This window comes from Flavobacterium sp. T50_26 (genome assembly GCF_057652995.1).
In genome coordinates this window covers 1-15,215 of sequence record NZ_JBYFCC010000024.1, presented here as the reverse complement: position 1 = coordinate 15,215, position 15,215 = coordinate 1, and the positions used below count along the sequence as shown (strand labels likewise).

14 protein-coding genes are annotated in these 15,215 nt (G+C 34.8%); 5 read left to right on the top strand and 9 right to left on the bottom strand.

Translation table 11 applies throughout. The features are described from left to right. Positions 1–31: 31 nt before the first annotated feature. Positions 32–460, top strand: a complete 429-nt coding sequence (locus AC23MC_RS13515; protein WP_487568877.1) for a hypothetical protein — start codon at positions 32–34, stop codon at positions 458–460. Here the strand turns inward: AC23MC_RS13515 and AC23MC_RS13510 are convergent. The 4 genes from AC23MC_RS13510 to metG are packed head-to-tail and all read right to left on the bottom strand — an operon-like array spanning position 453 to position 5,808. Continuing rightward, a complete protein-coding gene (locus AC23MC_RS13510; protein WP_487568876.1) occupies positions 453–1,358 on the bottom strand; it encodes a histone deacetylase family protein in 906 nt (301 codons plus the stop codon). The two genes, AC23MC_RS13515 and AC23MC_RS13510, sit on opposite strands and share 8 nt — an antisense overlap. A 1-nt stretch (position 1,359) precedes the next feature. Continuing rightward, complete coding sequence (locus AC23MC_RS13505; protein ID WP_487568875.1) at positions 1,360–2,043, bottom strand: HAD family hydrolase; 684 nt, start codon at positions 2,041–2,043, stop codon at positions 1,360–1,362. Next, entirely contained in the window at positions 2,040–3,695 is a 1,656-nt protein-coding gene (locus tag AC23MC_RS13500) for a S8 family serine peptidase (RefSeq protein WP_487568874.1), read from the bottom strand. Before AC23MC_RS13500 ends, AC23MC_RS13505 begins: the two co-directional genes overlap by 4 nt. Before the next feature lie 40 nt (positions 3,696–3,735). Beyond that, a complete protein-coding gene (gene metG, locus AC23MC_RS13495) occupies positions 3,736–5,808 on the bottom strand; it encodes a methionine--tRNA ligase (RefSeq protein ID WP_487568873.1) in 2,073 nt (690 codons plus the stop codon). A 430-nt stretch (positions 5,809–6,238) separates the two neighbouring features. On the opposite strand from metG, the gene AC23MC_RS13490 reads away from it, so the two are divergent. The 3 genes from AC23MC_RS13490 to AC23MC_RS13480 all read left to right on the top strand — a co-directional run bounded on the left by AC23MC_RS13490 (position 6,239) and on the right by AC23MC_RS13480 (position 8,371). Beyond that, positions 6,239–7,135 (top strand): S66 peptidase family protein, encoded by an 897-nt coding sequence (locus AC23MC_RS13490; RefSeq protein ID WP_487568909.1) that lies wholly within the window; start codon positions 6,239–6,241, stop codon positions 7,133–7,135. Between the two features lie 153 nt (positions 7,136–7,288). Then, entirely contained in the window at positions 7,289–7,648 is a 360-nt protein-coding gene (locus tag AC23MC_RS13485) for a YraN family protein (RefSeq protein WP_487568872.1), read from the top strand. Positions 7,649–7,711: 63 nt separating this feature from the next. Beyond that, entirely contained in the window at positions 7,712–8,371 is a 660-nt protein-coding gene (locus tag AC23MC_RS13480) for an aspartate kinase (RefSeq protein WP_487568871.1), read from the top strand. 76 nt (positions 8,372–8,447) lie between these two features. Here AC23MC_RS13480 and mfd read toward each other — a convergent pair whose 3' ends face one another. After that, positions 8,448–11,765 carry a transcription-repair coupling factor gene (mfd, locus tag AC23MC_RS13475; protein WP_487568908.1) on the bottom strand — a complete coding sequence of 1,106 codons (3,318 nt, stop codon included), beginning with the start codon at positions 11,763–11,765 and terminating at the stop codon, positions 8,448–8,450. A 45-nt stretch (positions 11,766–11,810) separates the two neighbouring features. Beyond that, positions 11,811–12,398, bottom strand: coding sequence for a hypothetical protein (locus AC23MC_RS13470; RefSeq protein WP_487568870.1), 588 nt, complete (start codon positions 12,396–12,398; stop codon positions 11,811–11,813). 142 nt (positions 12,399–12,540) lie between these two features. Here AC23MC_RS13470 and AC23MC_RS13465 point away from each other — a divergent pair, with 142 nt between their 5' ends. Further along, a complete protein-coding gene (locus AC23MC_RS13465; protein WP_487568869.1) occupies positions 12,541–13,482 on the top strand; it encodes an L-threonine 3-dehydrogenase in 942 nt (313 codons plus the stop codon). A gap of 58 nt (positions 13,483–13,540) precedes the next feature. Here the strand turns inward: AC23MC_RS13465 and AC23MC_RS13460 are convergent, their stop codons facing one another. The 3 genes from AC23MC_RS13460 to AC23MC_RS13450 all read right to left on the bottom strand — a co-directional run. Further along, entirely contained in the window at positions 13,541–14,128 is a 588-nt protein-coding gene (locus tag AC23MC_RS13460) for a globin family protein (RefSeq protein WP_487568868.1), read from the bottom strand. A gap of 16 nt (positions 14,129–14,144) precedes the next feature. Continuing rightward, on the bottom strand, positions 14,145–14,582 hold the full coding sequence (locus tag AC23MC_RS13455; RefSeq protein ID WP_487568867.1) for a hypothetical protein: 438 nt from the start codon (positions 14,580–14,582) through the stop codon (positions 14,145–14,147). Between the two features lie 66 nt (positions 14,583–14,648). Beyond that, positions 14,649–15,215, bottom strand: a 567-nt coding sequence (locus AC23MC_RS13450) for a nuclear transport factor 2 family protein (RefSeq protein WP_487568866.1), incomplete at its 5' end; no start/stop codon positions are given.

The window sequence follows — 15,215 nt, the reverse complement described above, 5'->3', positions numbered from 1 at the left end:
TTTAACTTTATTGTAAATTAACATAAACCATATGAGCCAGTTAAAAATTATTTTCGTTTTAGTATTGATGTGTTTGTTTTCAATTAGTTCGTTTGGACAAGTTGGAATTAACACAACTACGCCTTTAAGTACTTTAGATATTAATGGGAATTTGTCATTAAAAACTGTTATTTTGGTAGGAAGTGCTACACCAACTTTAATTGATGACGGAGTATATATTTCTTTACAACCATTGCTAACCGATCAAGAATTTAGATTGCCTAATGCTGTAAATTTTCCAGGAAGAGTTTATATTTTAAGAAACATACAAAATAGTGTTACAGCTCGTTTAACCTCTGCAGGAGGTTTGTTGTTTCCAAAAACATCAACTACAGGAAGTACAGATGTTTATATGTACGAAGGAAATAATAGAAGTTTAATCGTCATTAGCGACGGAATTAACTGGACGTATTTTAATTAAAAAAATCTTTTGCCACTCGAAAAGTATTAGCATGAGCTTCAACAATCGTTTTGATTTCCGGTGAATAACCGCCACCCATACTCACTTGAACGGGAATTTGATGTTTTAAACACTGTTCAAAAACCATTTCATCTCTTTTTTTGCACCCTTCTATCGTACAAGATAATTTACCTAGTTTGTCAGTTGCTAAAATATCAACACCGGAAAGATAAAAGATAAAATCCGGTTTTTCTTTTTGTATTAATTCTGGTAAAGTTTCGGATAAAATTTTTAAGTACGTTTCATCATTGGTACAATCAGGCAAAGAAATATCTAAATCAGAAACTTCTTTTTTAAAAGGATAATTCGATTTTCCATGCATGGAAAAAGTAAAAACGGAAGGATTTTCTTTAAAAATTTCTGCCGTTCCGTTTCCTTGATGCACATCCAAATCGACTATTAAAATTTTTTTTGCCAGGTTTTGATTCAAAAGAAATTGAGCCGCAATAGCTTGATCATTTAACAAACAAAAGGCTTCGCCTCTGTCAGAATAAGCATGATGCGTTCCGCCTGCAATGTTGAACGCAATTCCGGTATCAAAGGCTTTTTGTGTTCCAATAATGGTTCCGTTTGCAATACGAAGTTCTCGTTCAACCAACTCAGCCGATAATGGAAACCCAATTTTTCGAGCCGCTCTTGGATCTAAAGTTAATTCTAGCAATTCACCCACATAAGAACGTTTGTGAACATTTAAAACGGTTTCTAAATTAGCCACATCCGGTTCAAAAAAATCATCTTTTTCTGCCGTTCCTTCGTGAAGTAATTGTTGAGGTAATAATTCATATTTGATCATCGGAAATCGATGACCTTCCGGCAACGGATGTTTATAAATGGGATGAAAAGCAATCGGGAGTTTCATATTACAAAAGTGTAAGCACTTCTTGTAGCGATGAAAAGGCTTTAAAATTCGGATGATTGATTTCAAAATCAATTTTCTCGTATTCCCACGTAGTATGATACGGAATATGAACTGCGTGACCGCCAATATTTAAAACAGGTAACACATCTGATTTTAGAGAATTGCCAATCATTAACAAATCTTCGGCTTTACAATCCAAACGTCCTAACATTTTTTGATAATCGATTTCGGTTTTGTCGCTCATCACCTCTATGTGATGAAAATATTGACCAATTCCTGACTCATGCAACTTGCGATGTTGGTCTTTTAAATCACCTTTAGTGGCTACAATTAGTTTGTATTTGCCATGCAATTGTTGCAAAACACTTTCTACTTCCGGTAACAATTCAACCGGTTTTTGCAACAAATCTTTACCAATATGAATGACTTTTTCAATGTTTTGACCTGAAATAGAACGATTTGTTAATTCTAAAGCCGCTTCAATCATGGACAACGTAAAGGCTTTTATTCCAAAACCATATAACGGTAAATTCTTCACCTGATGGCTTAAAATCAAACCCAATATTTCTTGTTTGGAAGCAAAGTCCTGAAACAATTCGCAAAACCGTTCTTGAGCCTCGTCAAAGTAAGGTTCGTTGTGCCATAAAGTGTCGTCGGCGTCAAGGGCTATTAATTTTATAATCATTTTTTTACAACTTTTTTAATAGCTTTTTTACCATCAATATTAAAGTGCAAAAAATATACACCACTTTCTAAATCAGATATATAAATTTGTGATTTAATATTTTCAAAAGATTTAACAAATCTACCCGAAACATCATAAACTGAAACAGAATGAATTTCATCAACACCTGATGATAAGTGAAGAATATCACTTGTTGGGTTTGGAAATAGATTAATTTCATTATTTAAACTGAAATTATTTGTAGATAAGTTCTGCAAATAAGTTAGAGCATTGAAAGCATTTACTCTACCCGCCCCATAGTATTGATCCCATCCTGAAATATCTTCTGTAGGATTACCAACTTGATCTTGAGCAGTATTTCTCAGGATTGTTCTAATTTCTGTAACAGTTAAGTTTGGATTCATAGATAACATCAAACTTACAACTCCGGAAACCAATGGAGTTGCCTGAGAAGTACCACCCCAGTAAGAACCATAATTAGTGTTGGAAGTGTGAGATAATCCATAAATGAAATTTCCCGGTGCTACAACATCAATATGATTGCCATAATTACTTCCGCTAGCTGTATTCCAAAAGAAAGGAACACTTCTAAAATCATTTGGATCTGTAGATCCTACAGCGATTGAATTTGTAAAAGCAGCAGGATAATAACTAATACTGTTGTTAAAGTTCATCATACAAGCTATCACAGGTATATTTTGGTCATAAGCAAAGTTTACAGCGTTTTCATAAGCCAAAGAAAAACCACTACCCCCAATGGATATACTAATCACATCTACACCTCGATTAACCGCATAGTAAATAGATGAAATTATGTTAGAATTGAAACCGGAATTATTTTGATTAAGCACTTTTAATGGTAATAATTTACAATTCCAATCTATTCCGGCATATCCTATGCCATTATTAGCATTAGCAACTGCAATTCCGGTTACATTGGTTCCGTGACCATGATCATCTGTGGGGTCATTATCGTTATTTACAAAGTCCCAACCAGAAAAATCATCAATATATCCATTACTATCATCGTCTAATCCATTTGATTGCTCTTCCGTGTTAAACCAAAACCTACCACTAAATTCTGGATGATCCATTTTAATTCCGGAGTCAAGTACAGCCATCACAATGGATGAGCTTCCCGTTGTGATGTCCCAAGCTTCAACCATATCCACATCAGCATCCAAAACAGAAAGGCTTAATGAAAATGTACCGTTGTTATTTAACCCCCATTGCCTAAAAAAGAATTGATCATTTGGTGTTGTGGATAATGGAGTAAAACTTTCTGATAAATCTAAATTCTCATTTTGTTTCATACCAGATCCATGGGAAATGTAATCAGGTTCAACATAATCAAATAGGTTAGTTTCTTTAAGTGTTTTTATTAATGATATGATGTTAACATCTGATTCGAAAACAACCACTAATGGATTTCCATTTAAAGTTTTGGAACTAGAAACATTTAATTTTTTAACTTCTAAAACTGTATTTTCATCAAATAAGAAGTTCAATTCTTCTAGTTCATTTAAATGATTGACCGTTTTATGAATGTCTTTTTTTAAACCTAAAATAATTCTGCTTCGAGAAAATAACAATTCCTGTGCATAAATATCTATTGACAATAATACGAGAAAAGCAACTAAAATCTTTTTCATGTCTTTGCTGTTAAAAAATTAATATTATCTAGAGACAAATTTAACTTATTCCCGCTCCATTATCCACCCCATCCGCATCCGGATTTACAAAAACCAATTTCCCTTCCGCATTATTGGTCATTAAAATCATCCCTTGGCTTTCAACACCTCGCAATGCTCTTGGGGCTAAATTCACTAAAACCGTTACTCGTTTTCCAATGACTTCTTCCGGCGAAAAATGTTCTGCAATTCCAGAAACAATCGTTCGCACATCCATTCCGGTATCCACTTTTAGCACCAACAATTTATTGGCTTTTGGCATTTTTTCGGCTTCCAAAATCGTGCCGACACGCAAATCCAATTTTGTAAAATCTTCAAACGTGGCAGTTTCTTTTTGGGGTTCAACGGTTCGGTTTTCCATCTTATTTGCGGTTTTAGTAGCTTCTAATTTGTCTATTTGTTTTTGGATTTCGGCATCATCAATTTGGGCAAATAATATTTCTGCCTGACCAATTTGATGACCGGGTTTTACTAATTCGGATGATTTGGAAACGGTTTCCCATCCTTTATGAGATTCCTCCTTCGTCGGAATGACAAGAATGCGTGAAAGTTTCTCAGAAGTAAACGGCAAAAAAGGTTCCGATAAAACCCCCAACGCCGTCGCAATTTGCAACGCCACATACATTTGCGTTTTTACTCGTTCCGGATCGGTTTTAACCATTTTCCATGGTTCTTCGTCGGCTAAATATTTATTTCCTAATCGAGCCACATTCATCAATTCGCCTTGAGCTTCTCTAAATCGGTATCTTTCAATTGAACTTGCAATCACAGCCGGATACGCTTTCAATTCTGCTAAAGTCTGCTCATCAACCTCCGAAAATTCATTTGGCTGAGGTACAATCCCATCATAATATTTATTCGTCAAAACCACCACACGATTTATGAAATTACCATAAACCGCAGCCAATTCATTATTATTTCTCGCTTGAAAATCCTTCCAAGTAAAATCATTGTCTTTCGTTTCAGGAGCATTCGCCGTCAAAGCATAACGCAAAACATCTTGTTTATCCGGAAAATCAACTAAATATTCGTGCAACCAAACCGCCCAATTTTTGGAAGTTGACAATTTATTTCCTTCCAAATTCAAAAATTCATTCGCCGGAACATTATCAGGCAAAATAAAACTTCCTTCGGCTTTCAACATCGCAGGAAAAATGATACAATGAAAAACAATGTTATCTTTTCCAATAAAATGAACCAATTTTGTGTCAGCATCTTTCCAATAAGGCTCCCAATCTTTTCCTTCTCTGTCGGCCCATTCTTTGGTGGAAGAAATATATCCAATCGGAGCATCAAACCAAACATACAATTTCTTGCCTTCGGCACCTTCTACAGGGACATCAATTCCCCAATCCAAATCACGAGTTACAGCTCTGGGTTTCAAACCATCATCTAACCACGATTTCACCTGACCTAAAACGTTGGTTTTCCAATCGTTTTTATGTCCAACTAAGATCCATTCTTTCAAAAAATCATCATATCTGTCCAATGGCAAAAACCAATGTTTCGTCGATTTTAAAATCGGAGTTTCGCCCGTAATTGTCGATTTCGGATTAATCAAATCGGTTGCATTCAACGTAGAACCACATTTTTCACATTGATCGCCGTACGCTTCTTCGTTTCCGCATTTCGGACAAGTTCCCACTACAAAACGATCGGCCAAAAACTGATCAGCTTTCGCATCATACAATTGCTCATTCGTTTCTTCAATAAAATCGCCGTTCTCATACAATTTTTTAAAAAAAGCAGACGCCGTTTCGTGGTGAATTTTAGACGAAGTACGTGAATAATTATCAAATGAAATTCCGAAATCTTCAAAAGATTTCCGGATAATTCCATCGTATTTATCAATCACCTCCTGCGGCGTAATGCCTTCTTTTTTGGCTTTCATCGAAATCGCCACGCCGTGTTCATCGCTACCGCAAATAAACGCTACATCTTTCCCCTGCAAACGCAAGTAACGAGCATAAATGTCAGACGGAACATAAACACCCGCCAAATGACCAATATGAATCGGTCCGTTCGTATAAGGCAACGCCGCCGTAATCGTATATCTTTTTGGATTTTCTATCATAAAATTTTGTTTCTCGCCAAGTCGCAAAGCCGCAAAAAGGCAATCGTTAAAGTTTTCTGATGCAAAAATAAGTTTTTTATCGCAGAGACAACAGGCAATGACTTCAGAGATTGTAATTTATTTTTTTCAAGAAGCTATTCCGGCTATCCGTTCCAAGCTTTTTTGTCTTGTTGTTTTTTTCTAAGGCAAAAAAAGAGCTCCCAAGGTCGCTTTTTTTCGCCAAGAAAAAATGCAACAATCCTGCAAAAGGCTTTCCACTACTATCCGGGCTAAAAATTCGTGCAACAAATCATTTCAAAACAATTCAACTTGTTAAAACAAAGTATAATTTGTTTATTTGTTAAAAGAAAACCAGTGAACCATGAAAAAAGCCATAACCATTTTATTCCTTTCACTCTTTTTCAACACAAATGCACAATTCGATAAAAAAATGATAACACCACCGTATTTACAAAAAGGCGACACGGTTGCCATCGTAGCCACAGCCAGAAAACACTTGAATGACGATTTAAAATTAGCCAAAGAATTCCTTGAAAATTGGGGTTTAAAAATTGTAATTGGTTCGTCCATTGGGTTAGACAATGATCAACTAGCCGGAACAGATGAAGACCGTGCTTTCGATTTTCAAACACAAATGGACAATCCAGCTATAAAAGCAATTTGGTGTGTTCGTGGCGGTTATGGAACGGTTCGAATGGTCGATTTACTCGATTTTTCTAAGTTTAAACAAAATCCAAAATGGGTCATTGGGTTTAGCGATGTAACGGTTTTGCATAGTCATTTGAATATGTTGGGTTTTCAATCCATTCACGGAATGATGCCTGTTAATATTCCGAGAGCAACACCCGAAGCCAAAGAAAGTTTACGAAAAGCCTTATTTGGCGAAGAACTTTCTTATACAATTCCGCATGATTCAATGAATAAAGTAGGCAAAGCCAAAGGCGAATTGGTGGGAGGAAATCTTTCGATTTTATACAGTTTATTTGGGTCAAATTCAGCGATTGATTGCTCAGATAAAATTCTTTTTCTGGAAGATTTAGATGAATATTTGTATCATATCGACCGAATGATGATGAACCTAAAACGCAACGGTTGCCTTGAAAGTTTAAAAGGAATCGTTATCGGAAGTATGACAAAAATGAACGACAACGATATTCCGTGGGGAAAAAACGCATTGGAAATTATTCAAGATGTGACTAAAAAATACAACATTCCGGTTGTTTATAATTTTCCTGCCGGACATATACCGGACAATCGTGCGTTGGTTTTTGGAAGGCAAGTAACGTTGGAAGTTAGTGAGAAAGGAACGATTTTGAAGTTTGAATAAAACTTTCAATTAAATATATTTAATGCTAAATACACTTCCAATTGTGTCATTTCGACCAACAGGAGAAATCACATAAACTTAGGCCGCTGTTATTTTATCTACTTTATGCGATTTCTCCTATCGTCGAAATGACACAGAAAATAAAGCATCATCATGGCACAACACAACGAACTCGGTAAAAAAGGAGAAGAAATAGCTGTTGATTATCTTCAAAAAAAGGGTTATGAAATTCTCGAAACCAATTGGTTTTTTCAAAAAGCAGAAATCGATATTATTGCTCAAAAGGAAACAATTCTTGCGATTGTAGAAGTAAAAACAAGAACTTCAGGCGATTTTGGTTTACCACAAGATTTTGTGAAAGGAAAAAAAATTCAAAATTTAGTGAAAGCGGTTGACCAATATATGAATGTAAACGATCTCGATTTAGAAGTTCGTTTTGATATCATCGGAATTATTATCAATAACCAAGAAACAGTTGTCGAACACCTTGAAGATGCTTTTTATTATTTTTAATGTTATATTTGTAACAAATTGTTTTTTATTTATATATTTGCCGTGTTTTTAAAACATTTTTAAATGAAAACAATTTCTTCAGTTGTAGAACATTACATCAAGACCAAACCATTTTTGTTGAGTGCTTTGTCTCAAGGTATCATCAATTTAACTTCGTTATCCCGAAACATGATGCCCGAATTGGAGCAGGAATTGGGTAAAGATGTTAAGCAAGGAGCTGTTGTTATGGCTTTAAAAAGACTTTCTGAAGAATTGGATTTCAGAGTGAATCACAAAATCTTAAAAGTCTTAAAAAACATTGGCGAAATCACAGTTCGTTCTTCGTTAATCGATTATACGTTTGCTGTTTCCGAAACTATTTTAGATAAACAAGCTGCTTTGATTTCAGAAATAAATAAAGAAACCGGAATTTTTTATACTTCTTCAAGAGGTGTAAACGAGACAAATATTGTAGTAAGTGAAAGTGTTGGACATTTGGTTGATAAGCATTTTTCAAGCGAAAAATTAATTCAAAAGCAAGAAAACTTAGCGTCAATAACCGTAAAACTTCCTAAAGAAAACGTTAGTATTCCCGGAATTTATTACTTCATTTTTCAACGTTTGGCTTGGGAAGGAATTATCATCAATGAAGTTATTTCTACTTCAAACGAATTTACCATTTTAGTGAGCGAAGAAGAGGTAGATGTGGCTTTTAAAGTGATTAAAGACTTGAAAAGCTTATAAAACTTATATGACTTATATGTTAAAAAATTAATTTACCATATAAGTCATAAAAGTTTAAAAGTAGTTATTGTGAAAATTATCTTCCCATCAACTCCATCAATTCCAACGCCTTCCTAATCGATTTTACATTCTCAAAAGTCAACAACAAACGCAAGCCGCTTTTGGTTTCTTTTTCTTTCATTTTGCAAAGGTTTCCGTGCAATTGAACAAACTGCAATACCTTTCTGAATCGCGAAGATTGATAATAATCACTTTGTTGATCGCCCACAAAATAACCAATCATTTTGCCTTGTTTCATAATGAGTTTTTCGATGCCTAATCGAGTGGCAATCCATTTAATTCGGATGCTGTTTAGCAAGGCTTGTGCTTCTGATGGTAATGGGCCAAAACGGTCAATTAGTTTTTGTTCGTAGGCTAATAAACCTTCTTCATCTTTTATATTTCCCAGTTCGTTGTATAAATTTAATCGCTCGTTGACACTATTGATATAGTCATCCGGAAACAATAATTCGAAATCGGTATCAATTTGAAGGTCTTTCACAAATTCTTTGGTTTCAATATCATTTTCTTCGTGATACAATTCTTTGAATTCATTTTCTTTTAATTCTTCAATGGCTTCGTTCATGATTTTTTGATAGGTGTCAAAGCCGATTTCATTGATAAAACCGCTTTGTTCGCCACCTAACAAATCACCGGCACCACGAATTTCTAAATCTTTCATCGCAATGTTGAAACCGCTTCCCAATTCGCTAAATTGTGTTAACGCATTGATTCGTTTTCTTGCATCTTCCGTCATTACAGATTGTGGCGGTGTGATAAAATAACAAAACGCTTTTTTATTGCTTCGACCCACACGACCACGCATTTGATGCAAATCGGATAAACCAAAATTATTGGCATTATTGATAAAAATCGTATTGGCATTCGGCACATCCAAACCACTTTCGATAATGGTTGTGGCCACTAAAACATCAAATTCTCCGTTCATAAAACCTAGCATCAATTCTTCTAATTTTTTGCCGTCTAACTGTCCGTGACCAATGCCAACACGAGCATCGGGAACCAATCGCTGAATCATTCCGGCCACTTCTTTTATATTTTCGATACGATTATTGATAAAAAATACTTGACCGTTTCGTTGAATTTCATACGAAATCGCATCCCGAATTAATTCTTCACTAAAACCAACCACGTGACTTTCAATTGGGTAACGGTTCGGTGGAGGCGTTGTAATTACCGATAAATCTCTCGCTGCCATTAACGAAAATTGCAACGTTCTCGGAATCGGAGTTGCTGTCAACGTCAATGTATCAACCGTAGCAGAAATCGTTTTGAGTTTATCTTTTACATTCACTCCAAATTTCTGTTCTTCATCAATAATTAATAATCCTAATTCTTTAAACTTCACATCTTTACTCACCAGTTGATGCGTTCCGATGATGATATCTACTTTGCCTTCTGCCAAACCTTTCAGTGTTTCGGTTTTTTGTTTTGCGGTTCTAAATCGGTTTAAATAATTCACCGTCACCGGCATATCTTTCAAACGTTCGGTAAATGTTCGATAATGTTGATAAGCCAAAATCGTAGTTGGAACCAAAATGGCGACCTGTTTTCCGTTGTCAACGGCTTTAAATGCAGCTCGAATGGCGACTTCTGTTTTTCCAAAACCAACATCGCCACATACTAAACGATCCATCGGGCGATCGCGTTCCATGTCGTTTTTTACATCTTGCGTAGCTGTAATTTGGTCGGGTGTATCTTCGTAAATAAACGAACTTTCTAATTCTTTTTGCAAATAACTGTCCGGTGCACAAGCAAAACCTTTTTCCAAACGTCTTTTGGCATACAATTGAATCAAGTTGAACGCAATATGTTTGACGCGAGCTTTGGTTTTTTGTTTTAAAACTTTCCACGCATTCGAACCTAATTTGTAAATTTTTGGTGGCGTTCCGTCTTTTCCGTTGTATTTTGAAATTTTGTGTAGCGAGTGAATGCTCACATACACAATGTCATTATCCGCATACACCAATTTGATGGCTTCCTGCATTTTACCTTCCACCTGAATTTTTTGTAAACCACCAAATTTCCCGATTCCGTGATCAATGTGCGTCACATAATCGCCCACAGAAAGTTGGGTTAATTCCTTTAGCGTAATGGTTTGCTTTTTAGAATAACCGTTTTTGATGTTGAATTTATGATAACGTTCAAAAATTTGATGATCGGTGTAGCAAGCTAATTGATTTTCCTCATCAATAAATCCTTGAAAAAGCGGAAAAACAATAGTTTTGTATTGTTTTCGGATGTTCTCGTGATTTTCTTCATCTATACTTTCAAAAATATCGTGAAAGCGATTGGCTTGATTTTCATTGGAACAAAACAGATAATTTTTTATTCCGTTAAAGTGATTTTCATTCAAATCATTCAACAATAAATCAAATTGTTTATTGAAAGAAGGTTGCGGTTTGGTATGAAATTCAATTGTTTTTTCGGATTTAAAAATCGACTTCAATCCAATTTCTACTATCGAAAAATCAAGTGCTTTTTTTACAAATGATGATTGATTGATAAAAAGTTCATCCGGCGAAGCGTGTTTGATATCGCCTGAAAGTTTCCCGAATGCTTCCGTTGCTTTGTCAAATAATTTATCAAATTGACTTAAAACCATTTCCGTTTCCTGAACAAAAAGAACGGTTTTTGGGTTGATATAATTGAGGAAACTTTCTCTATTTTCCTGCAAAAATTTATTTTCTACATTGGGAATGATGGAAATTTTCTTCTGTTTTTCAAGTGAAAGTTGCGTTTCCACATCAAACGTTCTGATGCTATCCACTTCATTACCAAAGAATTCGATTCTATACGGATTGTCATTTGAAAATGAAAAGACATCAATAATTCCGCCACGAACTGAAAATTCGCCCGGTTCTGATACAAAATCAACACGTTTAAAATTATATTCAAATAAAACTTCGTTGATAAAATCAATTGAAATTTGATCGGCAACAGCCACTTTCAACGTGTTTTTATCTAATTCTTTTCGGGTAACCACTTTTTCAAAAAGAGCTTCCGGATACGTAACAATAATCGAAGGTTTTTTGCGGGAATTGATACGGTTTAACACTTCTGCCCGAAGCAAAATATTAGCGTTATCGGTTTCTTCAATTTGATACGGTCGTCGATATGAACTCGGATAAAAAAGCACATCTTGATCGTTGATGAGGTTTTCCAAATCATTCAAATAATAAGCGGCTTCTTCTTTATCATTAAAAAGTAACAAAAAAGGCAATTCTGTTTTTTGAAATAAAGATTGAATGACAAACGACAACGACGAACCAATTAATCCTTTAATTCGAATTTTATTTTCGGGAACGGCAATTTTTTCAGCTAATTGAATGATTTTAGCCGAAGAGTTGTAAGCCGAAGTAATATTTGAAACGTTCAATTAATCTAAATTTTTGGGTGTTTCACGAACAGCTCTGGAAGTGTCTAACATCCTGATCATTTCGGCTTCACCTTGTTCTGTTGGGATTTGTCTTTTTCTAATTAATTCATTCATTTGCAGTTCGATAGAGGCTAATTGCAAATTGATATCTGAAATTAAATCAATCACTTTTTTTTCCGGAATGGCATCCAAATGAATGTATAATTCTAACGATCTAAAATGGTTTAGCAAAACGGTAAACCTACTTTTGAATTCCGGATTAGATAATGATTGCGGAATTGTATTCAAAAGAGCATCTGCTTTTTGCGTTAGATTCTTCGATTTTTTTTGAAAAGCTCCAATTGAACTTGTTGGTTTTTGTTGCAATTCGGTTAGAAACAAACGCCATTCTGCCCAATCTTTAACTAAATTTTGAGAGGAAGCTTCTAAATTCATTGCTCTAAAACCCCAAGCTTTCTCAATTTTTTTAAAAATTTCTTCCTTTTTGGCTAGTTCTTTTTGTTGTTGAATCAATCGTTTTTCATTATCCTCTTCACAGGAAAAAAGTAATATGGTAGTAATGCAGATTAAAAGGAAACGGATTTTCATCAAATATAATTTAGATTTTCAAAAATACAAAGGTAAATCGAATCTTGGTTAATCTCGTTAAAGCTTTCTAAAATAAAAGCCTATTCTTAACAGTTTTTTACTTTCCGAAAACGTTATATTTGCATCATCAATACACAACTAAATGAACACAAAAATTCTAATCATAGGAGCGTGCGGTCAAATTGGAACCGAATTAACGCAACAATTACGAAAACTTTACGGAACAGAAAATGTGATTGCTTCCGACATCAGAAAATTAAATAATGATGTGGTGAATGATGGAATTTTTGAGGTTTTAAATGCATTGGATTTTAATCAAATTGAGCATATAATTGAAAAGTATCATGTAGAAGAAGTCTATTTAATGGCTGCTTTGTTATCGGCTACTGCCGAAAAAAATCCGGCATTTGCATGGGATTTGAACATGAATTCACTTTTTCACGTATTGAATTTAGCGAAAGCCGGAAAAATTAAAAAAATATTTTGGCCATCGAGTATTGCCGTTTTTGGACCAACAACTCCACGAGAAAACACACCTCAGTTTACGATTATGGAACCAACAACGGTTTACGGAATTTCGAAACAATCCGGTGAAAGATGGTGTGAATATTACCACAACATTTTTGGCGTAGATGTTCGAAGCGTTCGTTATCCGGGCTTAATTAGTTGGTCAACTCCTCCTGGTGGTGGAACAACCGATTATGCAGTTGATATTTATCATAAAGCATTAAGCGACGGAAAATTTGAATGCTTTTTATCGGAAGAAACCCGATTGCCAATGATGTACATGGATGATGCAATACGTGCCACGATCGAAATTATGCAAGCTCCTGCAGAAAAAATAAAAATTCGTTCGTCTTACAATTTGTCTGGGGTAAGTTTTACTCCAAAAGAGATTGCAGAAGAAATTAAAAAGCATATTGCTGATTTTACAATTTCATATAAACCTGATTTCCGTCAGAAAATTGCAGACAGTTGGCCGGGTTCAATTGATGATTCTTCCGCTCGAACTGATTGGGGTTGGAAACACAATTTTGATATGGATTTGATGACTGTTGAGATGTTGGAAAATCTTAAAAAATAAAGAATCACCATCTTAAAAATAAAGAATGGTGATTCAGCACAGTTAAAGTAGGAGATAATTATTCCTGTACAATAGGTGCTCTAAGCGATTCTAAAACGTCAACAACCTCGCCAATTAATGCTGGGTCAGTTACTCCGTTTAAACCGGCTGCAGCTCCTACGTAGCCAATAAATTTATCATAGTCACCATTATTTGCTTTTACACCCATTCTTGGGTTTTGAGCTGGGTCATGAGCGGCTACCATTCCTAATCCGGAATAAGTGTTTGTAGCACCACCACCTGTATTTGCTGAAAAGAAATCCGTTAGGTTTTTACTTAACACAGCAACATTTGTAGTGTTTCCGCCTAAAACTTCACCAACAACTGGTGCAAAATGAGCTCCTAAGTTACCTTGTGAATCAGCTACAATATCGGCAACAATTAGTGTAATCGTGCTGTCAACCACTGAGCGATAAGACAATCTTCCTTGTTCAATCATTTGACCGGGATTGTTTGGGTCAGAAACCATGGAAGTTCCACCTAATTTTTGATAAAGGGTTAACTCAGCAGCTGGTGGCGTTGCATCGTCGTCGTCATTACAGGAAACAAAAGTGAATCCTGAAACAAGGAGAAGAGCAAAAAGGGATAATTTTGGTAAATGTTTCATAACAATTCTATTTAGATTAATTAAAAATTCGTTGAATTCCTCTGGAAAATTTGTAGCTAAAGCTATCCGTATTCATGGCCGGACAAACTTTTTTGGCAGCTATTTCATCGGAAACCACAAAACGTTGTGCATTGTAATTTCCTTTGTTCATCAATTCATTATAAACTTGTTCAGAATTGACAATTCGGTTATCGTGAAAAAACACAGCAACTGCTTTTTCATTATTAATTTTGACGTTTTTTACGCCTGAAATTGATTTTAAATTGCGATGAATTTCTTTAGATTTTAAAGAATCAAGAGGTTCTTTGAAGTCAATTCGACTAATTTGCATCGTTGCATTATCAACTTCAACAGGTTTTGCGGTTGCGATGTGAACTACCAAAACAACAACTAGCAGAAGTACTATTGAGAATATACTTCCTACAACTAATTTAACTGTTCTATTTATTTTCATAACCAAGAATTTTGAGTTTGTTCTTCTTAGTTACGAGAAAAGTTTCGGTATGGTTTTATGAAAGTGTTATTTTTTTGATTTTAATTTTTGAATGTAGTTGGTTTCGATAGAATCTTTAACAGCAACAACTTCATCAGAAGTTTCATTTGGAATGGTCATTGAGAGAACGTAATGTTTAATTTTCCATTTTCCGTTCACTTTTTCTAAAACACCTGAACCTCTACAGATTTTGAAAGAGGTGTCTAAAAGTTCATCAAACCAGGCAATTTTATTGTTTTTATCAACATAAATATTTCTTTCTAATGTGTGAAAAGTCCACGCTTTTCCTTTATCAAAATGTGGTTTTGAATAGGCTTCAAACTCTTTTCTACTCCAATTTTCGGATGCATCGGTTCCTATGAAAATAGCGTCATCTGTCATTAAACCAAAATAATTATCAAAATTTGCTTCGGCTGCAGCCTTATGCCATTGATTAATAACAGAATCAATTTTTGTTTTTTCTTGTTCTGAATTTGAATTAGAAAAAACACCAAAAACAGCAAGTAAAGAAATTAAATAACGTGAGTTCGATATAATTTCACTAAAAAAGTTGTACAAAAAAGCAAAAGTTAGTATATTTAAAGTGCTTATTTT